Consider the following 21,485-nt stretch of genomic DNA (forward strand, 5'->3'; position numbering starts at 1 on the left):
CGAGCGACGACAGCGACAGCGAGGGCGCGGGCCTGGCCTATGCCATCACCGGCGGCGCGGATGCGGCGCTCTTCGCCATCGACCCCGCGACCGGCACGCTGAGCTTCCTCGCGGCCCCGGACTACGAGAGCCCGGCCGATGCCGACGGCGACAATGCCTACCAGGTCCAGGTCACGGTGAGCGATTCCGGCGGCCTGACCGATGTGCAGGACATCACCGTCACGGTCGTCGAGAGGACACCAATGGTCTTCGAGACCCGGGTGGCATCCGGAACCGACGACGCCGAGGAGCGCGGCAGTTCGGGCCGGATGTATCTCGACAGCACGGATCTCGAACTGGCCACGGACGGCACGTCTGAGCAGACCGTCGGAATTCGGTTCACCGGCATCAATATTCCCCAGGGCGCAACGATCACCAATGCTTACATCCAGTTCCAGTCCGACGAGGTGGATACCGGCCTCGTTTCCCTGACGATCCGGGGAGAGGACAGCGACAGCGCGGCGGTGTTCGGCGCCGCTGACAACGATATCTCCACGCGCGCGACCACGGACGCCTCGGAGGCCTGGGCTCCGGTGGCGTGGACGACGGTTGGGGCCGCGGGTCTCGACCAGCAAACACCGGATCTTGCGGCAATAGTGCAGGAGATCGTCGACCGGGCCGGCTGGGCGGCGCTGAACGACCTGGTCTTCGTGATAAGCGGGAGCGGAACCCGCACGGCAGAGGCCTACGAGGGCGACGCCGATGGCGCCCCATTGCTGCATATCGAATGGATGCCGGCCGGGCCGATCACCGATCCGGTGGTCTTCAATACTCCGGCCGACGGGGATCCTGACGCAAACCAGATCAGCGAAACGGCCTCCACAGGGGCGTTGGTCGGGATCACAGCCTCCGCCGCGGATCCCGATCCCGACGACTCGGTCACCTTCAGTGTCGACGATCCCCGGTTCACGATCGATCCCGTCACCGGTGTCATTTCTCGATCCGGCTCAGGGGAACTGGATGCCTTGTCGGAGCCCTCGATCACGCTCCAGGTGACGGCGAACTCGTCGGACTTCAGCACCGCCGTCGAGACCTTCGACCTGACCGTACTGGACGCCCCGGAGCCTGTGGCCTTTGACTCGCCGCCGGACGCCAACCCCGCCGCCGATCGCATTCTCGCGGACGCGGCCGCCGGGACCTCGGTGGGGATCACCGCCTCCGCGTCCGATCCCGACCTTGGCGACACGGTCACCTACAGTATCGACGATTCCCGCTTCTCGATTGATCCGGTTAGCGGCGTCATCACCCGTTCCAATACCGGGAGTCTCGACGCCCTGTCGGAGCCCACGATCACGGTCAGCGTGACGGCGAGCTCGTCGGATGGCAGCAGCGCCACAGAAGCCTTCAGCCTCAGCGTCGTGAGCCAGCTCCTGCCGACAGGGTTGGCATGGGTCAATTCCGTCGATGCGTCGCAATGGTCGCCACCGGCCCCGGACACCTCCGGCATCGTCTTTATCGACCATCTGGGAACGCTGCTCGTCTCGGATTCCGAGGTCAATGAAATCCAGAGCCTGTTTACCGGCGACAACCTGTTCCAGATGGATCTCGACGGCACTCTGCGCAGTACGCTCACGACCATCGGATTCTCGGATGAACCAGCGGGGGTGACGTACAACCCGGCCAACCGTCACCTCTTTTTCTCGGACGATTCCGGGCCCAGAGGTGTCTACGAGCTCGATCCCGGGGCTGATGGAGCCTACGACACAGCCGACGACATCGTGACCTACTGGTCTTCGGGCGCGTTCGGCAGCACCGATCCGGAAGGCATCGCCTACGACACCACGCGTGATGTCCTTTACATCGTGGACGGGGTAACTTCGACGATCTTTACCGTCGATCCCGGGCCGAACGACATCTTCGACGGCATAGCATCAGAGGGTGGCGATGATTTCGTGTTCAGCTTTGATGGGCAGCCCCTCGGGATCTCCGATCCGGAAGGCATTGCCTACGATCCGGTTCTCGATGTCTTGTTCGTGACCGCGTCGGACGACGCGGTGGCAATGATCACGACGAGCGGCGAACTGCTCGGGTCGTTCGACATATCAGCGGTGGATGTATCCAACGCCGCCGGATTGACGATGGGACCGAGCAGCGAGGATCTGACCCAGAGCAGCCTGTATTTGGTTGCGCGGGGTGTGGATAACGACACGGACCCGACTGAAAATGACGGCATGGTCTACGAGTTCAGGCTGGTGTTCGAGGAGCCGCTGATTGCCTGATCCGGTCGAGCTCGACGCCCGCGGTGGCGGTGTCAGAGGGTGGCAGGTCGGGGTGGGGCCGGGCTGTCGTGCGACCCGAGACCGGCCCGTTTCTGTCTGACATCTTCGCCACGCAACTGCGATCCCGTTTCGCCCGGTGCCGCCGGCAACTCGGAGCGATCGCAGGAGGGGCGGCCGAACGATCACGGGGGAGGGAACCGGTCGCGGCCGCTCGCCCGTTGATCGCGACGTTGCATGTGGCATGCCTTTCGGACGGAAAACGCCGTCGGCTTCACGAGCCTCATGGGCTTCCTGCCCCCGTCCTCATCGAACTGCCCGGGGATGCCGGGGCCGAAAAAAAGGCGCGGGGGTGCGTGCGGGTTTTGCACTCCAACCCTTTGTCGGGCAAAACTCCTTCAACAACAGTCCGTCCCCGACAAAGCGATTTTCATGCCCAAGACGATACCCCTGATCCGCGCTGCCAATGTCCTTCCGCTGGTCCGGTTCCTCGAGGCCAACGGAAACGGCAGTGCGACGTTTCTCGAAGCGGTCGACCTCGGGTACTGGTTCGCGCTCGCGCCGGAGGATCCGGTGCCGATGCTGAACGCCATCGAACTCCTGCGCGACATGTCGCGCGCCTTTGGGACGGATGTCGGGGCCGCGATCGTGTCGCAGGCGAGTATCGGCGAACTCGCCTTCATCGGGCAGGTGGCGCTCGGCGCGCGGACACCGGCGGAGGCGCTTCGGCGGGTGGCCATGGCGCTGCCGTTCCATTGCAGCCACGAGATGCTCCGGGTCGAGGAGACCCGCGGCGGACTGTCGATCATCCATACGCTGTCGGTCAGGATCGAGCCGGAATCGCTCCACGCGATCCATGTGCTCTTCTGCTCGATGATGGCGCAGCTCTGCCGGTTCACCGGCCTGCAGCCGCCGCTGCTCGCCCGGATCGCGGTGGTGCCGCACCCCGAGACGGGGCTGGACGCCCTGGTGACGCATTTCGGCGATTGCGTGGTGCCCAGCCCGGATCACAGCCTGCGGATCACGATGGACGCCCATGTCGCGCTGAATCCCTTTCGCGTTGTCGCGCGCGACAGGCTCGCCAATGCCGCCGGCATCACGGTTCCGCCTCTGGCCGAGGATTCGAGCCTCGCGGCCTCTGTGCGGCCGGTGATCGCTGCCATGCTGCACGGCGGCGAGCCGACGATCGAACGGGTGGCGCGGGCAGGGGGCATGAGCGTCCGGACCCTGCAACGGCGGCTGACGGAGGAGGGCACCTCGTTCTCGGCGGAGCTCGACCGGGTTCGGCGCCAGCTCGCGGTGGCATTGCTGAGGACGCCCGATGTCGACCTCTCGGATCTGTCCGAACGGCTGGGCTATTCCAGCACCTCGACGCTGTCGCGGGCGGTGCGCAGGCTGGTCGGCAACAGCCCGTCGGGGGCGCGGGCCGGGCTGGCCGGCTGAACCGTCCCGAGAAAGTGGCGCGCAAAGCAAAACCACCCTGCAAAGCTCCCTGTAATGTTCTGTAAACACATTCAGAACAGGAGCCGGACGCCATGCCGGGACGTCGTCTTTTCAGCCTTTGCGCGTTTATCGCGGCCAGCGCGGCCTTTGCCCAGGACGAGGGGCCGGGACCGATTCCGCCGGAGCTGGGGCGCATCGCGGACGAATGGGCCTGCGCCCAATCGCGCGAGACGCCGGGCTATTTCGCCTCGCTGAACGGCGCCGAGGTGAGCGACGCGGAGCGCAGCCAGCTTTATGCCTGTGCGAGCTTCCTGGGGAACTTCGAGGGCGGCAACACCGTCTATGCCTCGCCGAGCGCCGACAGCTACCAGGGCGTCCTGTTCATGAACAACCGGCGGCCGGGCGAGCTCTATCTCACCGGGGGCAACAACCCGCCGCCGCAGGGCAAGGTGCCGCCCGGACCCTACGTGGCGCGGGCCGACGACACCACCGGGCGCGAGATCTGGCGCACCTACCTGCAGAACGGAAACGTCAGCGGCGAATGGGTCGGCGCGGCCAACCTCAACATCCTGCCGGACGGTGCGATCGTCGTGGCCTTCGGCAATCACCTCGTGAAGCTCGACGGCGACACCGGCCGCATCCTCCAACATGCCGCCCTGACGCCCGACGCGCCGCTCGAGGGGAGCAATTTCAAGCATCTGACCATCGCCCCGGACGGCACCCTGATCGTCAAGAACCAGACGCGAGCGACGCCTTGCGATATCCAGGGCACGCTGGCGGCATTCCAGTGCCCGGGCGGCGTCGCGGCCTCTCCCGGTTCGACGATCCTCGCCGTGGATCCGGACACATTCGAGGTGCTGGCCCGGGTAAGCGTGCCGGAAAACGCGGTGGTGCCGCACACGATCACCAGCTTCGACGGCCGCATCGCGATCTACGCGCCCTCGATCCTGAAAGCCTACAGGTTCTTCTGGGACCCGGAAACCAGGACCCTGTCGCAGGACGCGGACTGGGCGACGCCCTACCTCGAGCCGGGACAGACCACGGGCGACGCCCCGGCGATCCTCGGCGACTGGGTGGTGTTCCAGACAAACGGCCTGCCGACCGACAAGGCGGCGTCCTCGATCACCGCGATCAATCAGCACGACGCCACACAGATCACCCGCGTCTATCCCTTCGGAGAGGACCTGCCTACCGGGCAGAGCTGGGCGCCGCCCAAGTCCGCGGTGGACACCGAGAACGGCCTGGTCTTCTCCGCCGACCAGAACATGATGAAGATCGGCGCGGTGCGGCTGGACCAGGACAGTGGCGAGATGGAGGTCGTCTGGACTCTGGATGGCGCGACCACTGCGCTTCAGGCGCTCTATGGCCCGGCGGATGCGCGGGTGCTCGGCACCGCGCGCGCCGCGGCCGGGACGACGCTGGCGGAACTCAACCAGACCAATGCGCCGACTTACACGCAGACGGCGCTCTGGCTGAATGCGCTGACGGGCGAGGTGCTTGCGGAATCCGATCCCTTGCCGCCGATGAACTTCAACACCTTGCTCTCGCCCGGTTACGGCGGGCGGTTCTACTACATGCACGATCAGGGGTTCTACGTGCTCAAGGTCCTGCCCGAGCGTCCATGAACATGACCGCGGTCACAGCCGACACCATAGGAAACACAATGGATACCATGAAGATTGCCATTCTTGCCGCCGCGCTTGCCTGCCTTGGAGCGCCGCTTGCCGCACAATCGCCGAAGCCGGTGGAGCCGGTGACGATCTCCGACATGCGCGGGATGCGGTTCTGCGAGTTCCTGCTGATCTACGAGGACCACGTGGACATCTACAACACTTCCGCCTCCGACGGGTGCCCGGAAGACCTCTGGGCCAGCATGGACACTGCGGCGATTGCCGAGGCGCATGGCGCGAAAATGGCGCAGCTGAACGGGCCGCATTTCTGGGCGATGGACGGCCAGACGCTTGGCCTTGGCGAGACGGCGGATTTCGGCGGCATGGCGGCGCGCTATGCCGCGACGCTGCCGCTCGCAGCGCTTGGCTCCGGCAAGGGTGCCGATCCCTACAAGCCCTATGTCAGCGCCAAGCTGCAGACGATGGTCTTCGAATCCGGAAAGCCGGTCTACCAGCTCGTCGGACCGGACGGCGGCGTCTATATTCTCAACGCCTATGGCGAAGAGGTGCAGGGCGGCGACCCGGCGAACCTCGCCACGCAACTTTCGCCGGCGGAGGGGTGGAGCTTCCGGACCGAGACCCCGGCGCAGGACCTGACGATCGAGGGCACCTCGGAGACACCGGTCGACATGGTGGGCGATGACCTCCACCAGTACTACACCCGCATGCAGGGCGCCCAATGACCGGCGCCCGCGGGCTCCGCCGGCATGCCGCCGGGACGGCCGCTGCGCTCTGCGCTGTTCTCGGGGCCGGGTCGGCGATGGCGCAATACGTGGACCCGGCGACGCCGACCTATTCGGGCTATGCGGGCGAGCCGAAGAACCTCGAAGGCGGCGACAGCGTCACCGAGGATCTTTCGCAAGACGACGTCGATGTGGGCGGGGTGCTCGAGTTTCCCAAGGTCGAGGCGTTCTTCCAGCCGTTCTTTGACTGGAAGAAACGGCTCAACGAGCGCACCGGTCTGCAGCTTCAGTTCAGCTACCAGACCCTCTACCAGACCACCGATGACGACGGCGTGCCGTATTCCGACGCCTTCGCCGGGCGCGCCCAGGTGCAGGGCGCCTGGACGCTCTTCGACCGGGGCGGCCGCAACCCCGGCAAGCTCACGTTCCGGATCGAGAACCGTTACACCATCGACAGCGAAATCCCGCCCAGCCAGTTCGGCTACCAGTTCGGCAGCGTCACCCCATCCGGCACCGGCTTCAGCGATTTCGGCTCGGCGCTGACGGAACTTGCCTGGCGGCAGACGCTGGCCGACGGAAAGTTCAAGTTCATCCTCGGCAAGATCAGCGCCATCTCCTGGTACAACGTCCATGCGCTGTCCTCCTCCATGCGCGGTTTCCAGAACACGGGCCTGCAAAGCTCGCTCTCCAAGCCTGCGCCGGGGCGCGGGATCGGCGGCGGGTTCGGCTACGAGTTCAGCCCGAAATTCGTGATGGTCGCCGGCATCCACGATGCCAACGCCAGGACGCCGGACGACCCGTTCGACACGATCGGCGAGGGAGAGTTCTATCGTTCGGTCGAGTTCCGCTACTATCCGACCACGCCCGATCGCTGGCGGTACGACCAGGTCCGGCTGCAGTTCTGGCAGCAGGACGCGCTCAGCGAGAGCGGCACCCCGGCCGATCAGGGCGTCACGATCTCGGCCAGCCGGCTGTTCGAGGACCGCTACTTCGTGTTTGGCTTCGGCGGGATGTCCGAAGGCAAGGCCACGCTGTTCGAGGCCGATGCCGCGGCGGGATTCGGGATCGCCTTCGACACCCGCCACCGCGCCGCCCGCGATGCGCTCGGGATAGGGATCGCCTGGGGACGGCCGTCGAACGACAGGCTGCAGGAGCAATATACCGGCGAGATGTTCTACCGGTTCCAGCTCGTGGATCGCGTGGCTCTGACCCCGTCGATCCAATACGTGAAGAACCCGGCAGCGAATCCCAACAGGGAGGATGCGGTGATCTTCGGGCTGCGTACGCGGATCACGTTCTGAGGCGTCAAAGCCGCCGCCTCACGCGCGGTTGCGCTGGTCAGGCTGCGTCGCTCCAGAAGTCGCAGAGATAGGCGAGCGCCCCGTCCATGCCGTCGCGGGCGCAGCGGTCCTGGAAATGGGCCTCGCCGAGGTCGGCAAAGGCAGGGTGGGCCTGCAGCTCGGCTTGCTTGATCGACTTGTAGGCCATCGACCAGTCCGGAAAATCGCGCCCGGCCTTCGTGCCGCGTTCCAGCACGATCTTGGTGTGGTGGCGCGGGTCGGAGAAGATGCGTTTCCGCAGGCGCTCGATCTCGATCTCGTCGCCCTCCAGAAGCTGCATGAAGCTGCCCCGGTTGCGGCCCTCACCCTCGACATAGAGCAGGATCCCGGTGATCCCCTTGCCCGGATTGTAGGTTCGCGCTTCGGTCAGGATGTTCTCCAGGTCCGCGACATCGAGGTCGGAGGCGGCCTGGCTGACATAGACGAGGTAATGGGTGCTCACGGGCGGGCTCCGGTCTGCGGGAACGGGAATACTAGTTGGCGGTATAATCCGAGGTCGGGTCAAGTCAAGCGTGGATCTGGCCGCTAATTTGACAATATGAAATTGCGTTCAATATTTGCAAAATTGCTTGATCGCTGTCCGATATTGAGGCAGCGTTGCGGTGTGACCGACAGCAAACCATATCCCGCTTCCCGGGCCCACAGCCTGGAGGACATCCCCCCCGAAACGTTGGGCGGCGGGTCCGAGACGGCCGAGAAATCGGTGCGCCGGATCCAGTCGGTGGAGCGGGCGCTGACGATCCTGGAAATCCTCGCTGCCGCCCCCGATGCGCTGGCGCTCGGGGATATCGCGGAGCGTGCGGGGCTCAACGCATCGACCTGCCATCACCTGGTGGCGACGCTGGTCGAGCGCGGCTACGTGCTCAATGCCGGTCGGAACCGGGGCTACATGCTGAGTTCCCGGCTGCAGGAACTGACCGATGTGAGTGAGCGCAAGACCGACCTGTCGGATTTCGCGCGCTCCGACCTGGTAGATCTGTCGGGCCGGCTCGGGCTCTCGGTGCAGCTGGCCGAGATGCAGGGGACCTCGCTGGTCACCCGTTTCAAGACGAACGTCGCGGGGCTGCATGTCATCGAGGCCGATGAAGTGGTCAAGATGCGCGCCTCGCACGCCACGGCGACCGGCAAGGCGATCCTCGCCTGGCTGCCGGAATCGCAGATCCTGAAGGTGATCTCGGAGAATGGGCTGGAGCGCTTCACCGAGCACACGATCACCAGCGTGGTCGACCTGATGGAGGACCTGCGGTGGGTGCGCCGCAACGGATTTGCAGTCGACAACGAGGAGTTGCGGCTGGGCGTGGTCTGCTACGGCGCCGCGCTGCGGGACGAGAAGGGAACGGTGGTCGCCTCGGTGTCGGCCTCGTTCCCGGTCGAACTGGCGAAGGAGGAGTATCGCGAACACGTGGTGCAGGAGGTGACGGCATGCGCGCGCAAGCTGTCGGACCGTCTGCGCCTCGGGAGGTCATGAGGGAGACGCGAAACGCAACCGACATGACCTGAAGGCAACAAGACCTGACTGGAATCTAGGGAGGACACCCAGATGGCAATGCCTCAAGGCGTAAAGACGGATCCGAGCCATCCGATCCCCGAAACCATGAAAGCATGGGTTCTGGGAGATCCTGGCGAGTTGAAGCTGACGGACAAGCCGGTGCCGGTGCCGAAGAAGGCCGAGGTGCTGGTGAGGATCGACGCGGTGGCGATCTGCGCGACCGATCTGGAGATCATCTATCACGGCCCCCCGGCGCAGATCGAAGGCGGCGAGCCCTTCAACAAGAATTTCACCCCCGGACATGAATACATGGGCACCGTCGTGGCGCTCGGGCCGGGCGTGGACGAATACAAGATCGGCGAGCGGGTGACTGTCGAGATCCACGCCGGCTGCGGCCAGTGCAAGCGCTGCCGGCAGGGCATGTACACCTCCTGCCACAATTACGGAAAGAACTACGGCGATGTCGACAAGGGCCATCGGGCCAATGGCTTCACCACCGACGGCGGCTTCTGCGAATACCAGGTCAACAATATCAACACGTTGATCCACGTCGACGATAGCATGTCCGACGAGGAGGCGACGCTGGTGGTGACCGCGGGCACCTCGATGTACGGCCTCACGGAGCTTGGCGGGCTGGTCGCCGGCGAAAGCGTGGTGGTGACCGGGCCGGGGCCGATCGGGCTGCTGGGCGTGGCCGTGGCCAAGGCGCTCGGGGCGCAACCGGTGATCCTGACGGGCACCCGCGACAACCGGCTCGAGATCGGCAAGAAGCTCGGCGCCGACCACGTGGTCAACATCCGCAAGGAAGACCCGGTGGAGGCCGTGAAACGGATCAACGGCGGGATCGGCGTGGACTACGTGGTCGAATGCTCCGCCGCGCCCAACGCGGTCAACGAGGCCTGCCAGATGGTGAACCGCGGCGGCAAGGTCTGCCTCGCTGCCTTCCCCGGCGAGCCGCCGACGGTGGATGTGGCGCATCTCGTGCGCAACAACATCTACGTCTACGGGATCCGCGGCGAGGGCAAGTCCGCGACGCACCGGGCCGAGGCCTTCATGCGGCAGAAACGGTTCGACGCGACGCTGATCCACACCCACACATTCGAGATGGGCGACCTGCTGGAAGCCATCCGCTACGCCAAGGATCGGGTCGAGGATGCGATCAAGGTGGTGGTGAAGAACAAGCACAGCGCTGAAGGCCGGGTGGCCGCCGAATAGGCGGCCCCGGGCAGCCGGAGGAGGGCTGCTTAATGCTGACTTGCCAACGATACGAGACCCCGCGGACGCTGGCCGAAGCGCTGGCGCTGTGGGAAAGTGCGCCGGACGGCGCGCGGCTGATCGCCGGCGCCACCGACGTGCTGCCCTGGGCACGAGACGGGCGCGCCGGCGACGTCGACCTGCCGATGATGATCGACCTCAGCCGCGTCTCGGAGCTTTCGGGCTACGAGCGCCACGGCGGGCGGGTGCGGCTCGGCGCCAACGTGGTCTTCCAGGACTTCCTGGAGGACCCGTCGCTGGCGGCCTGGCTACCGGTGATGCCCTATTGCTCGGTCTGGTTCGCCGATGACCAGATCCGCCAGCAGGCGACGCTTGCCGGCAACCTGGTGAACGCCTCGCCGGCCGCCGACGGCACGCCTCCGGTGATCGCGCTCGATGGCGAGATCGAGCTCTGCCGGATCTCCAATGGCGCCGTCATGTGTCACACGATGCCGGTGGCGGAGTTCGTGACCGGGCCGGGCCGGACCCGGCTTGCCCCGAACGAGCTGGTCAGCGCGGTGACGCTCGATGTGGCCGAGGGCTACGGCGCCTCGTTCCAGAAGGTCGGGCAGCGCCGTTCGCTGGTGATCTCGGTGGCCTGCGTCGCGGCGCTGGTCAAGACCGACCCAACCGGCACCCGCTTCGAGGACGTGCGGATCGCGCTCGGCGGCGTCGGGCCGGTGCCGCAGCGCCTCGGCGATGTCGAGGAACGGCTCAAGGGCGAGGTGATCGACGCCGGACTGATCGCCGATGTCGCGGCGGTCACTGCTGACCGCGTCGCCTCGCGCTCCCGCGTCGAATACCGCCGCCGCGTGGTGCCGGGCTTTGTCCGCGCCGCGCTGGAAGAAGCCGTGGACCGGGCGCGCAGCGACCGGCCGGCGGCTGCAAACAAGGAGGCTGTCAATGCCTGAGATCGATCTCTCCCTGCAGGTCAACGGCCGCAAGGTGACGCGCCGGGCCGATCCCGGCCAGCGCCTGCTGGACTTCCTGCGCGACGAGTTGAACCTGACAGGAACCAAGGAAGGCTGCGGGGCCGGCGAGTGCGGCACCTGTTCGGTGTTCGTGGACGGCAAGCTGGTGAAATCCTGCCTGATGCCCGCGGCCAAGGCCGATGGCGCGGTGATCGAAACCGTCGAGGGGCTGGCGAAGCCGGGCACCCTGGAGGTGATCCAGCGCGCCTTCCACAAGACCGGCGCCAGCCAGTGCGGCTATTGCATCCCCGGCATGGTCATGGCCGCGACCTCGGTGCTGCGCGAGGCGCCGGAGGCGAGCCTGGACGAGATCAAGGAGCGCATGGGCGGAAATATCTGCCGGTGCACCGGCTATTCCAAGATCATCGAGGCGGTCGAGCTGGCCCGCGACGTGGTGAGCGGCAAGGCGACGCCTGCCGCGCTGGAAGAGGATGGGCCGGGCGAGTCCTATATCGGGACCAACGTGCGGCGGCTCGATGCCCCGTCGAAGGTGACCGGGCGGCTCAAGTATGCCGGCGACATGGTGATGCCGGACATGCTCCACATGGCGGTGCTGCGCTCGCCCCATGCCCATGCCGAGATCCTGTCGATCGACACCTCCGAGGCCGAGGCAATGGAGGGGGTGGCCTGCGTCATCACCTCCGAGGACGTGCCCGGCACCGACGGTTTCGGCGTCTTCGTGCATGACCAGCCGATCATGGCGCGCGGCAAGGTACGGCACGTCGGCGAGGCGGTGGCGGCTGTGGCCGCCGAGACCGAGACGCTCGCCCGCCTGGCGGCCAGGAAGATCAAGGTGGAATACCGCGAGCTTCCGGGCCTCTTCTCTCCGGAGGACGCGCTCAAGGACGGCGCGCCGGTGATCCACGACTATGCGCCCGACAACCTCGTGAAGCACATCCCGATCCGCAAGGGCGACGTGGACAAGGGCTTTGCCGAAGCCGACCTGATCATCGAGGACGAATTCTCGACCCAGCAGGTCGAGCACGCCTATCTCGAGCCAGAAGCCGGGCTCGCCTATGTCGATGCCGATGACGTGGTCACGGTGATTTCGCCCAGCCAGAACATCACCCACCACCGGCACATGCTGTCCGAGATCATCGCCAAGCCGATCAACAAGGTGCGGTTCATCATGTCGCCCGTGGGCGGCGGCTTCGGCGGCAAGGAGGACATGATCTACCAGGGCATGCTGGCGCTGGCCGCGATGAAGACCTTCCGCCCGGTGCGGCTCGTCTTTACCCGCGAGGAATCGATCATCGCCTCGGCCAAGCGGCATCCCTCAAAGGTCCGCTACCGGATGGGGCTCAAGAGCGACGGTCGCATCACCGCGATCAAGTTCGAGATGCTGTCCGACGGCGGTGCCTATGGCATGTCGTCCGAAGGGGTGATGCGCAAGGCGGCGATCCTGTCCTGCGGCCCCTACGAGGTCGACAACATCCAGGTCGACACGCGCGCTGTCTATACCAACAACACGCCCTCCGGCGCGTTCCGAACCTTTGGCGGGATGCAGGCGCAGTTCGCGACCGAGAGCATGGTGGACATTGCCGCCGAGCGGCTCGGGCTCGATCCCTTCGAGATCCGGCGGCGCAACATGATGCGGGCGGGCTCTCTGACCCACACGCAGCAGCGGCTCGACTCCGCGTCGATCGACCGGGTGCTGGAGGCCGCCGAGCGCGCCTCCAATTGGGAAGCCGGCGCCGTTGGGATGCGCGGCCCCGAGCGCGGAGACCTGAACGGCCCCGGCACGCGGGCGCCTTGCACGCTCGGCGCCCGGTTCGAGCGCCCGGCCGGCGGAAAGGAGAAGGTGGCATGATGCAGCGCAAGATGCGAGGCCGCGGCGTGGCCGCGAGCTGGTACGGCATCGCCCGCACGGCAACGGTCGACCGGGCAGGGGCCTGGGCCGAACTCGACGATGGCGGCACCGCCAAGGTGGTGACCGGCGTGACCGAGATCGGCGAGGGCATCCTGACGGTGCTGGCGCAGATCGCGGCGGAGGAAACCGGCGTGCGCCCCGAGGACGTGACGATCGGCGACAACGACACCGCCCGCTCGCCCGAGGCCGCCCATGCCGGCGCGACGCGCCAGACCTATATGATCGGCAACTCGGTGGCGCTCGCCTGCCGCGAGGCGCGCGAGAAGCTCTTTACCGAGATCGCCGCGCACTGGGATGTCGAGGCCGCGACGCTGGTGGCCTTCGATGGCGTCCTGCGGGCCGAGGGCACCAACCTCGCCATGTCGATGGCGGAGGCGGTGGACATCTGCAAGAAGCGCGGCGTGGTGCCGGTCGGCTCCGGCCATTTCACCTCCCACGGCACCGGGCTCGATCCGGTCGACGGCTCCGGCCGGCCCTGGCAGGCCTATGTCTTCGGCACCCAGGTGGCGGAGGTGGAGGTCGACACGGTCACCGGTGAAGTCCAGGTGCTGGGTATCTGGGCGGCGCACGACATCGGCCGCGTCATCAACCCCCGCGGGGTCGAGGGCCAGATCGAGGGCGGCGTGGTGCAGGGCCTCGGCCAGGCGCTGATGGAGGATTACCAGACCGTCAACGGCCACACCACGACCCATGGCTTCGCCAAGTACATCCTGCCGACCTCGCTCGACGTGCCCGAAATCACCTCGGTCCTCGTCGAGGATCCCGACCCGCTCAGCCCGCTCGGGGCCAAGGGGATCGGCGAGCCGGCGCTGGTGCCGACCGCGCCCGCGATCATGAACGCGATCCACGACGCCATCGGCGTCCGCATCAAGTCGCTGCCGGCGTCCCCGGAGAAGGTGCTGGCGGCGCTGGCCGAGGAGGAGGCCCGGCAGGACGGGGCCGTCGCCGCCGAGTAGCGGCGCGGCCTGACGAAGGAAGAGGGAGGTCCGCGAGGCGCAGGTCAGCCGTGCCTTGCGGTTGGAACGGAGGGGAGAGAGACCGGATGGAAACATCTATGTACAGCGCGATGCGGGTGGGCGTCGTTCACTTCAAGGCCTTTCCGGGGCTCGAGACGGGGGTTGGCCCCCTGGTCGAGACGCTGGAGAAGATCTGCGCCGACGAGTTCTGGACCGCGGTCGAGGTCGGCTGGATGAAGGATTACCGGGTGCGCAACACCGCCCGGCACCTGCTGGACCAGAGCCACCTGTCGGTGGCCTACGCGACCCAGCCCAAGGTGCTCTCGAACAAGTTCAACCTCAATCACTTCGACAAGGGCGAGCGGATGAAGGCGGTCGAGGCGATCAAGTCCGCCGTCGACGAGGCGCGCCATCTCGGGGCCGAGGTCGTGCGGCTGATCGCCGGCAAGGACCCCGGCGACGAGAAGCGCGAGGAGGCCAAGAAGCTGCTGATCGACTCGCTGCACCAGATCCTCGACTATGCCGCCGAGGAGAAGGACGGTCTGGCCTTCACCCTGAAGCTCTTCGACCGCGCCATCGACAAGAAGAACCTGATCGGCCCGGCGCCGGATGGCATCGACATCGCCAAGGCGATCCGGCCCGAGTATCCGCATTTCGGGCTGCTGAGCGATCTCAGCCACTTCCCGCTGCTGAACGAGACGCCGGAGGAAGCAGTTCCGATGCTGGCTCCGTATCTGGACGCGGTTCACCTCGGGAACTGCGTCTTCCGCGACAAGTCGCACCCGGCCTACGGCGACATCCAGCCGCGTTTCGGGGTGCCGGGCGGCGAGACCGACACGCCCGAGGTCGTGACCTTCTTCCGCGAACTCAGGAAGTGCGGCTTCTTCGACAAGCCGGTGCGGCCGATGGTCAGCGCCGAGGTGCGGCCGGTTCTGGCCGGTGAGATTTCCGACGTGATCCTGGCCAATGCCAAGCGCGTCATCCGCGATGCCTGGGCGCTGTCGCAGCGCCCGGAGTAAGTGCCGAAAGGCAGGGGCGCGCGCCACGTGGAGGACGACGGCGCGCGCCCGCAAACCTGGCAGGGGAAACTGCCGAACCCCGCCGGCAGGCGGACACATCGAAGGGGAGGAACCAGTTATGAAGACAAGGACACTCACATCCGCCTTGCTGAGCTCCGTGATCGCGGTCGGGCTCGTCGGAACCGGCAGCCAGGCGCGCGCCGAGTTCCCGGAAAAGCCGGTCGAGATGACGATCCTGTTCGGCAGCACCGCCCAGACCATCGGGCAGCTTCTGGCCGACCTGATGTCCAAGAACCTGCCGGAGCCGGTCGTGCCGGTCTCGCGGGCGGGCGGCGGCGGCGCCGTGGGCTACCAGTATGTCCAGAGCACCGACGCGGACGGCTACAACATCGTCTGGAACTCGAACTCGATCAGCACCAGCTACCACGGCGGCCGGATCGACTTCGACTACACGGCCTTCGAGCCGATCGCCAAGATCAGCGTCGAGGTTCCCGCCATCGCCGTGCGCGCCGATTCCGGATGGGACTCGCTGACCGACATGGCGGCCGACATCAAGGAGAAGGGCACCAAGCTCAAGGTCGGCGCCTCGGGCAAGGGCTCGTTCACCCACCTGACGACCGAGGCGATCCTGGCTTCGCAGGGCCTCACGGACATGGCCGTGCATGTGCCCTATGACCAGGGCCGGGCACCGGTGGAGCTGATCGCCGGGCGGCTGGATGCGGCGGTGCAATGGCCGGGCCAGTTCATCTCGCACCACGAGGCGGGAACGCTCAAGATCCTCTGCGTGACCTCGGCCAAGCGCATCGGCCAGCTCCCCGATGTGCCCACCTGCGAGGAGAGCGGCGCCGAGGGCATGGACATCACCATGTGGCGCGGCCTGGCTGCGCCGGCGGGAACGCCGATGGAGGTGATCACCAAGCTCGAGGCCGCGGCCAAGGCGGCGGCGGAAAGCGACGAGTTCAAGGAAGCCGCGCAAACCATTGGGTTTGAACTCGACTTTGCCGACCACGCAACGTTCGGAGAGCTGATCGCCCGCGACGATGCGGACATCGCGAAGCTGCTCGAAGACGTCGGGCTCAAGGCTCAATAAGCCGTGGCGAAACCCGCTCATGATCCCGAGCGCCGCCAGGACGTGATCGCGGGGAGCATCCTGTTGCTCTTCGCGCTCGCCTGGACGGTCACTGTCTGGCTGACTGTGCCGGACGGCTACGGCGTGGGGCCGCGCGCCTTCCCGCTGTGGCTGGGCGTGGCGCTGGCCGTGCTGTCGGCGCTGCTTCTGCTCAAGGGCATGATCGGGGTCTACGAGCCGCCCCTGGGCGAGAAACAGCCGGACGAGGATGCGCCCGACCGGATCCGGCTGCGGATGCGGCTTGGCGTGGTGGCGACGGTGACCGTGATCATCGCGGCCTTCGGCTGGCTGATGCCAAAGATCGGCTTCGTGCCCGCCACCGCGCTCACCGTCGCGGTAACGCTGGTGGGCCCCCTGGGCGAACGGCGGTGGCTGCTGGTGCTCGGCATGGCGCTCGGCATCGCGGTCGGGGCCTGGCTCGCCTTTGGCCAGATCCTCGGTGCCTACATGCCTTCGGGATCCTGGATCTCGATTTTCTGAACCTCCCGGTACGGCCCCGAGGCCCGGGGCCGGCCGGATGACGACGGGACTGGAAAATGGACTTATTGCTGTCGGCAGCCCAGGTCATCCTGGCGCCGGATGCCCTTCTGGCGGTTCTCGCAGGGTCCCTTTTGGGGGTGGTCTTCGGGGCGATCCCGGGGCTGACCTTCACCGTGGCGATGGCGCTGGTGGTGCCGATGTCGTTCTCGCTGGCGGCCGCGCCCGCGATTGCGCTGCTGCTCGGGACCTACATCGGCGGCATGACCGGCGGTTCGGTCTCGGCGATCCTGCTGGGCATTCCCGGCACGCCCTCGGCGGCGGCGACGGTGCTCGATGGCTACCAGCTTACCCGGCGGGGCAAGGCCTCGCTCGCGCTCGGCACGGCGGTCGTGGCCTCGGCCTTCGGCGGCATCGTCAGCCTGCTGGTCATGGTGGCCTCGGTCGACACCGTCGCGAAGCTCGCGCTGCGGTTCGGACCGGCCGAGACCTTCGGCCTGCTGCTCTTCGGCCTGTCGACGATCTGCGGCCTGGCGCAGAAATCGCTGCTGAAAGGGCTGATCGCCGGCGTTCTGGGCCTGCTGGTCATGACGGTGGGCATCGACGAGATGGAAGGCGTGCAGCGCCTGACCTTCGGTACCATCGTGCTGCAGCAGGGGATCAGCCTGCTGGTCGCGATGATCGCGCTCTTCGCGGTGCCGCATGTGATCGACGCCTTCGTGACCCACTACACGGAAGACCGGCGCCCTGAGGCGATAGCCGACGTGCGGGCGGAACTGCCGACGCTGCGGGACCTCGCCAAGCATTTCTGGCTGATGCTGCGCTGTGCGCTGCTCGGCACCGGAATCGGCTCGATCCCCGGCACCGGCGGCCCGATCGCGGCCTTCCTCGCCTATGCCCATGCGCGCAAGTCCTCGAAGACGCCCGAGCGTTTCGGCCGCGGCGACATGGGCGGCGTCGTGGCCCCCGAGACCGCCAACAACGCGGTCACCGGCGGGGCGATGATCCCGCTGCTCTCGCTCGGCATTCCCGGCGATCCGGCTACGGCCATCCTGCTCTCGGGCCTGCTGATCCACGGGCTGATCCCCGGACCGATGCTGTTCATCGAACACCCGGGCGAGATCTACCAGATCTACCTGGCGATCATCATCGCATATGCGGCCGTGGTTGCGATCCAGCTGCTCGGCATCCGGTTCTTCGTGCAGCTCCTGCGCGTGCCGGCACATCTGCTGGCGGTGGGCATCATCATCATGTGCGCCTACGGGGCCTTCGCGATCCGCAACTCGGTCTTCGACGTGGTGATGGTCGCGCTGCTCGGCGCGCTGGCCTACGGGCTGCAGCGGGTGTCGATCCCGTTGACGCCGATCATTCTCGGGCTGGTGCTCGGCCCCTCCATCGAGCGGGAGTTCCGCACCGCGCTGATCCTGTCGGACGGCGATCCGTCCATATTCGTCGCCTCGATCCCCGGCGTCATCTTCATCGGGCTGACCGCCCTGATCGTCGGGGCCCAGATACTCCGCGCCACGCGCGCATCCCTCAACGCCCGCAGAACGGAGGAGAACAGCCATGCTTCAGTCACCTCGTCAGAATGAGACCAACGACACGCCCGAGCTGGCCGCGATGCGGGAGCGTGCGCGGGCGCTGGTGGCGGCCGGCGGGCCGGCCGAGGCGATCGCCGCCGGCGCCTTGCCGGCGCAGGAGCGGCTGACGCTATCCGAGGGGCTGGTGCTCGGCCTGCTGCGGCAGGGGGTCCGGACCTGGTTCGCGATCTTCGGGCATGGCTCGACCGACCTCGGCAACGTGCTGCGGATCTACGAGGAGGAGGCGGCGCTCTCGGTGGTCAACTGCCGCAACGAGGTGGAGATGGCCCATGCTGCCACCGCCCATGCCTGGGTCTACGGCGAGACGCCGGCGGTTGTGACCTCCATCGGGCCGGGCGGGCTGCAGGCGATGGCGGGATCGCTGGCCGCGGCCTCGAACGGGGTCGGCGTCTACCACATCTACGGCGACGAGACGACCTGGGGCGAAGGCTACAACATGCAGCAGGTGCCCAAGCCCGAGCAGGGCCTGTTCGGCCGGATCGCCGCGCTGATGGGCCATGCCTACACGCTGCACACGCCGGAGGCGCTGCGCGAATGCCTGCGGCGCGGCACGGCGACGGTGCATCACCCCTACAGGGCGGGGCCGTTCTACATCCTGCTGCCGATCAACACCCAGCCGCAGCAGGCCGAGGTCAACCTCGCCACGCTGCCCGGCAGGATGGAGATCCCGCGGCTCGCGCCCGCCGACGCCGGCAGCTTCGAACAGGCGGCCTCGCTGCTGGGGAGCGCCGAGCGCCCGGTGATCAAGGCCGGTGGCGGCACCCGCGGCGCAGCCGCGCAGATCTGCCGGCTGGCCGAACACATCGGCGCAGCGGTCGTGCTTTCGCCTGGCTCGACCGGCGTGCTGCCGGACGCACACCCGCAGAACATGCATGTCGGCGGCTCCAAGGGCTCGATCAGCGGCAATTTCGCGATGGAGGAAGCGGACCTGGTGATCTTCGCGGGCTCGCGCGGGGTCTGCCAGGCGGATTGCTCCGGCGTCGGTTATCCCAAGGCCCGCGCGGTCATCAACATCAACGGCGATTTCGACGACGTCAGCCATTACGCCAACACGGTGACCCTGCCGGGAGACATCGCGGCGGTCGCCGAGCGCCTGATCGCCGCCACGCCAGCGACGGAGCGCAGCGCCTGGCTCTCCGCCTGTGCCGGGAAGAAGGTCGAGTGGGGCGCGTTCCGGAAGCAACGCCTGTCGGCCCCGCCGATGATGGACGCGGCCTGGGGGCGCGAGGTGCTGACCCAGCCGGCGGCGATCGGGGTCGTCTCGGCCTTCGCCAAGGCGCAGGGCGCGATCAAGTTCTTCGATGCCGGGGACGTGCAGGCCAATGGCTTCCAGATCGTCGAGGACGAGGCGCCCTTCGAGACCTTCACCGAGACCGGCGCCTCCTACATGGGCTATGCCGTGTCGGCGCTGCTCGGCGCGGCCGGGGCGCGGGCGCCGAAATACGGGGTCGCCTTCACCGGCGACGGCTCGTTCATGATGAATCCGCAGATCCTGATCGACGCGGTCGAGCATTCGGTCAGGGGCATGATCGCGCTGTTCGACAACCGCCGGATGGCGGCGATCACCGGGCTGCAATACGCGCAATACGGCGTCGAGTTCCGCACCAACGACAGCGTCGCGGTGGATTACGTCCAGATGGCGAGCTCGGTCTCGGGGGTGAAGGCGGTCTACGGCGGGCACAGCGCGGGGGAGCTTCGGGCGGCGCTGGAGACAGCGCATGCCCATGACGGGCTCTCGCTGGTCCACATCCCCGTCTACAACGGCCGCGATCCGATCTCGGAGATGGGCGCCTATGGCAGCTGGAACGTCGGCAACTGGGTCGACGACGTCCAGTCCCGCTACCTGCAGCAGACAATCTGAAGAGGCTTTTCATGTATCACGATCTCGACCTGTTCATCGCAGGCGATTGGCGGGCGGCGAGCGACGGGGCGACCAAGGCCGTCCAGGACCCTGCCACCGAGGAACATCTCGGCACCATCGCGACCGCGACCGAAGCCGATATCGACGCGGCCCTCGATGCGGCCAAGGCGGGCTTCGCCGACTGGCGGCGTCGGGGCACCTGGGAGCGTGCCGCGATCCTGCGCAAGGCGGCGGACCTGATCCGAGAGCGGCAGGAAGAGATCGCGACGCTGATGTCGCTGGAGACCGGCAAGCCGATTGCCGAGGCGCGGGGCGAGACCGGCGCCGCAGCGGACCAGTTCGAGTGGTATTCGGAGGAAACCAAGCGCATCTACGGCCAGATCATCGAGGCCCGCACCGCCGACAGCCGCATGGCGGTGATCTATCAGCCGGTGGGCGTCGTCGCGGCCTTCTCGGCGTGGAACTTCCCGGCGCTGCTGCCGGCGCGCAAGCTTGCCGCCGCGTTGGCGGCCGGCTGCTCGATCATCATCAAGCCGGCGGGCGAGGCCCCGGCCTGCTGCGCGGCGCTGGTGCGCGCCTGTCACGACGCCGGGGTTCCGGCGGGGGCGGTCAACTTCCTGACCGGCAATTCCGGCATGATCGCCCGGCGCCTGATCGCTTCGCCCATCGTCCGCAAGGTTTCCTTGACCGGCTCCGTTCCGGTGGGCAAGGAGATCCTGCGCCTCGCGGCCGACGGCGTGAAGAAGGTGTCTATGGAGCTCGGCGGGCATGGCCCGGTGCTGATCTTCGACGATGTCGATGCCGAGGCCGCTGCCGAGACCTGTGCGGCGACGAAGTTCCGCAATTGCGGGCAGGTTTGCATCTCGCCTTCGCGCTTCTTCGTCCACGAAAGCCAGTACGACCGCTTCGCCAACCGCTTCGCCGAGGTCGCGCGCAGCCTGAAACTCGGCCGCGGGCTCGACGATGGCGTGCAGATGGGGCCGATGGCGAACGCGCGCGGGCTTGCCACGGTACAGGAGCTTGTCGCCGACGCGACCGAGCGCGGTGCCGACCTGCTGGCCGGTGGCGGACGGCCCGACGGCATCAACCGCGGGTTCTTCTTCTCGCCGACGGTCCTGGGCAACGTGCCGGACGAGGCGCGCATCATGCAGGAGGAGCCCTTTGGTCCCGTCGCGCCGATCACGCCGTTCCGCGATTATGACGAGGTGATCGAGCGCGCCAATGCGCTGCCCTTCGGGCTTGCGGGCTACGTCTTCTCCAACAACCTCGGCGTCGCGACCCGCGCCTACGAGGACCTGGAATGCGGCATGGTCGGCGTCAACGAAATGCTGCTCGCCACCGCCGAGGCCCCGTTTGGCGGCGTCAAGGAGAGCGGCATGGGGCGCGAGGGGGGATCGATCGGGATTCTTGACTACCTCGACCCGAAATACGTCAAGATCAAGCTGAACGCCGATAAGTAAGGGACGA

Annotated in this window: 16 protein-coding genes and 1 pseudogene; 16 read left to right on the forward strand and 1 reads right to left on the reverse strand. The window is 67.1% G+C overall.

Going from position 1 to position 21,485, the window contains the following annotated elements:
• The 5 genes and pseudogenes from CHB86_RS24775 to CHB86_RS22380 form a co-directional block, all read left to right on the forward strand.
• Window positions 1-2,258: pseudogene (locus CHB86_RS24775) on the forward strand (hypothetical protein); the annotation flags it as partial.
• Window positions 2,259-2,687: 429 nt separating this feature from the next.
• Window positions 2,688-3,698: a helix-turn-helix transcriptional regulator gene (locus CHB86_RS22365; protein ID WP_176442985.1), complete on the forward strand. Its 1,011-nt coding sequence runs from the start codon at window positions 2,688-2,690 to the stop codon at window positions 3,696-3,698.
• Between the two features lie 92 nt (window positions 3,699-3,790).
• A complete protein-coding gene (locus CHB86_RS22370) occupies window positions 3,791-5,323 on the forward strand; it encodes a hypothetical protein (protein WP_089235347.1) in 1,533 nt (510 codons plus the stop codon).
• 38 nt (window positions 5,324-5,361) lie between these two features.
• Complete coding sequence (locus tag CHB86_RS22375) at window positions 5,362-6,051, forward strand: hypothetical protein (protein ID WP_089235348.1); 690 nt, start codon at window positions 5,362-5,364, stop codon at window positions 6,049-6,051.
• Complete coding sequence (locus tag CHB86_RS22380) at window positions 6,048-7,352, forward strand: carbohydrate porin (protein ID WP_089235349.1); 1,305 nt, start codon at window positions 6,048-6,050, stop codon at window positions 7,350-7,352. The genes CHB86_RS22375 and CHB86_RS22380 overlap by 4 nt, the downstream gene beginning before the upstream one ends.
• Window positions 7,353-7,389: 37 nt before the next feature.
• Here the strand turns inward: CHB86_RS22380 and CHB86_RS22385 are convergent, their stop codons facing one another.
• Complete coding sequence (locus tag CHB86_RS22385; protein WP_176442986.1) at window positions 7,390-7,833, reverse strand: BLUF domain-containing protein; 444 nt, start codon at window positions 7,831-7,833, stop codon at window positions 7,390-7,392.
• Between the two features lie 162 nt (window positions 7,834-7,995).
• Between CHB86_RS22385 and CHB86_RS22390 the strand changes: the two genes are divergently transcribed.
• The 11 genes from CHB86_RS22390 to CHB86_RS22435 all read left to right on the forward strand — a co-directional run bounded on the left by CHB86_RS22390 (window position 7,996) and on the right by CHB86_RS22435 (window position 21,478).
• Window positions 7,996-8,859, forward strand: coding sequence for an IclR family transcriptional regulator (locus tag CHB86_RS22390; RefSeq protein ID WP_176442987.1), 864 nt, complete (start codon window positions 7,996-7,998; stop codon window positions 8,857-8,859).
• 72 nt (window positions 8,860-8,931) lie between these two features.
• Entirely contained in the window at window positions 8,932-10,095 is a 1,164-nt protein-coding gene (locus CHB86_RS22395) for a zinc-dependent alcohol dehydrogenase (protein WP_089235352.1), read from the forward strand.
• 32 nt (window positions 10,096-10,127) lie between these two features.
• Entirely contained in the window at window positions 10,128-11,045 is a 918-nt protein-coding gene (locus tag CHB86_RS22400; protein ID WP_089235353.1) for an FAD binding domain-containing protein, read from the forward strand.
• Window positions 11,038-12,915, forward strand: coding sequence for a molybdopterin-dependent oxidoreductase (locus tag CHB86_RS25255; protein WP_176442988.1), 1,878 nt, complete (start codon window positions 11,038-11,040; stop codon window positions 12,913-12,915). The genes CHB86_RS22400 and CHB86_RS25255 overlap by 8 nt, the downstream gene beginning before the upstream one ends.
• Window positions 12,912-13,931, forward strand: coding sequence for a xanthine dehydrogenase family protein molybdopterin-binding subunit (locus tag CHB86_RS25260; protein ID WP_217898362.1), 1,020 nt, complete (start codon window positions 12,912-12,914; stop codon window positions 13,929-13,931). Before CHB86_RS25255 ends, CHB86_RS25260 begins: the two co-directional genes overlap by 4 nt.
• An 86-nt stretch (window positions 13,932-14,017) precedes the next feature.
• Window positions 14,018-14,950 carry a sugar phosphate isomerase/epimerase family protein gene (locus CHB86_RS22410; RefSeq protein ID WP_089235354.1) on the forward strand — a complete coding sequence of 311 codons (933 nt, stop codon included), beginning with the start codon at window positions 14,018-14,020 and terminating at the stop codon, window positions 14,948-14,950.
• Between the two features lie 118 nt (window positions 14,951-15,068).
• Entirely contained in the window at window positions 15,069-16,040 is a 972-nt protein-coding gene (locus CHB86_RS22415; protein WP_089235355.1) for a Bug family tripartite tricarboxylate transporter substrate binding protein, read from the forward strand.
• A 3-nt stretch (window positions 16,041-16,043) separates the two neighbouring features.
• Window positions 16,044-16,559: a tripartite tricarboxylate transporter TctB family protein gene (locus CHB86_RS22420; protein ID WP_089235356.1), complete on the forward strand. Its 516-nt coding sequence runs from the start codon at window positions 16,044-16,046 to the stop codon at window positions 16,557-16,559.
• Between the two features lie 56 nt (window positions 16,560-16,615).
• Entirely contained in the window at window positions 16,616-18,148 is a 1,533-nt protein-coding gene (locus CHB86_RS22425) for a tripartite tricarboxylate transporter permease (RefSeq protein WP_089235357.1), read from the forward strand.
• A complete protein-coding gene (locus tag CHB86_RS22430; protein ID WP_217898363.1) occupies window positions 18,123-20,018 on the forward strand; it encodes a thiamine pyrophosphate-dependent enzyme in 1,896 nt (631 codons plus the stop codon). Before CHB86_RS22425 ends, CHB86_RS22430 begins: the two co-directional genes overlap by 26 nt.
• Before the next feature lie 11 nt (window positions 20,019-20,029).
• Window positions 20,030-21,478 carry an NAD-dependent succinate-semialdehyde dehydrogenase gene (locus CHB86_RS22435; protein ID WP_089235358.1) on the forward strand — a complete coding sequence of 483 codons (1,449 nt, stop codon included), beginning with the start codon at window positions 20,030-20,032 and terminating at the stop codon, window positions 21,476-21,478.
• Window positions 21,479-21,485: the final 7 nt, after the last annotated feature.

This window comes from Tropicimonas sediminicola, assembly GCF_900188335.1.
GTDB classification, from domain to species: Bacteria; Pseudomonadota; Alphaproteobacteria; order Rhodobacterales; family Rhodobacteraceae; genus Tropicimonas; species Tropicimonas sediminicola.

Bases quoted from the DNA above. Each gene is read 5' to 3' on its own strand.
- CHB86_RS22410 (WP_089235354.1), top strand. From the start codon at position 14,018: ATGGAAACATCTATGTACAGCGCGATGCGGGTGGGCGTCGTTCACTTC.
- CHB86_RS22425 (WP_089235357.1), top strand. From the start codon at position 16,616: ATGGACTTATTGCTGTCGGCAGCCCAGGTCATCCTGGCGCCGGATGCC.
- CHB86_RS25255 (WP_176442988.1), top strand. From the start codon at position 11,038: ATGCCTGAGATCGATCTCTCCCTGCAGGTCAACGGCCGCAAGGTGACG.
- CHB86_RS22370 (WP_089235347.1), top strand. From the start codon at position 3,791: ATGCCGGGACGTCGTCTTTTCAGCCTTTGCGCGTTTATCGCGGCCAGC.
- CHB86_RS25260 (WP_217898362.1), top strand. From the start codon at position 12,912: ATGATGCAGCGCAAGATGCGAGGCCGCGGCGTGGCCGCGAGCTGGTAC.
- CHB86_RS22395 (WP_089235352.1), top strand. From the start codon at position 8,932: ATGGCAATGCCTCAAGGCGTAAAGACGGATCCGAGCCATCCGATCCCC.
- CHB86_RS22380 (WP_089235349.1), top strand. From the start codon at position 6,048: ATGACCGGCGCCCGCGGGCTCCGCCGGCATGCCGCCGGGACGGCCGCT.
- CHB86_RS22375 (WP_089235348.1), top strand. From the start codon at position 5,362: ATGGATACCATGAAGATTGCCATTCTTGCCGCCGCGCTTGCCTGCCTT.
- CHB86_RS22365 (WP_176442985.1), top strand. From the start codon at position 2,688: ATGCCCAAGACGATACCCCTGATCCGCGCTGCCAATGTCCTTCCGCTG.
- CHB86_RS22435 (WP_089235358.1), top strand. From the start codon at position 20,030: ATGTATCACGATCTCGACCTGTTCATCGCAGGCGATTGGCGGGCGGCG.
- CHB86_RS22430 (WP_217898363.1), top strand. From the start codon at position 18,123: ATGCTTCAGTCACCTCGTCAGAATGAGACCAACGACACGCCCGAGCTG.
- CHB86_RS22400 (WP_089235353.1), top strand. From the start codon at position 10,128: ATGCTGACTTGCCAACGATACGAGACCCCGCGGACGCTGGCCGAAGCG.
- CHB86_RS22415 (WP_089235355.1), top strand. From the start codon at position 15,069: ATGAAGACAAGGACACTCACATCCGCCTTGCTGAGCTCCGTGATCGCG.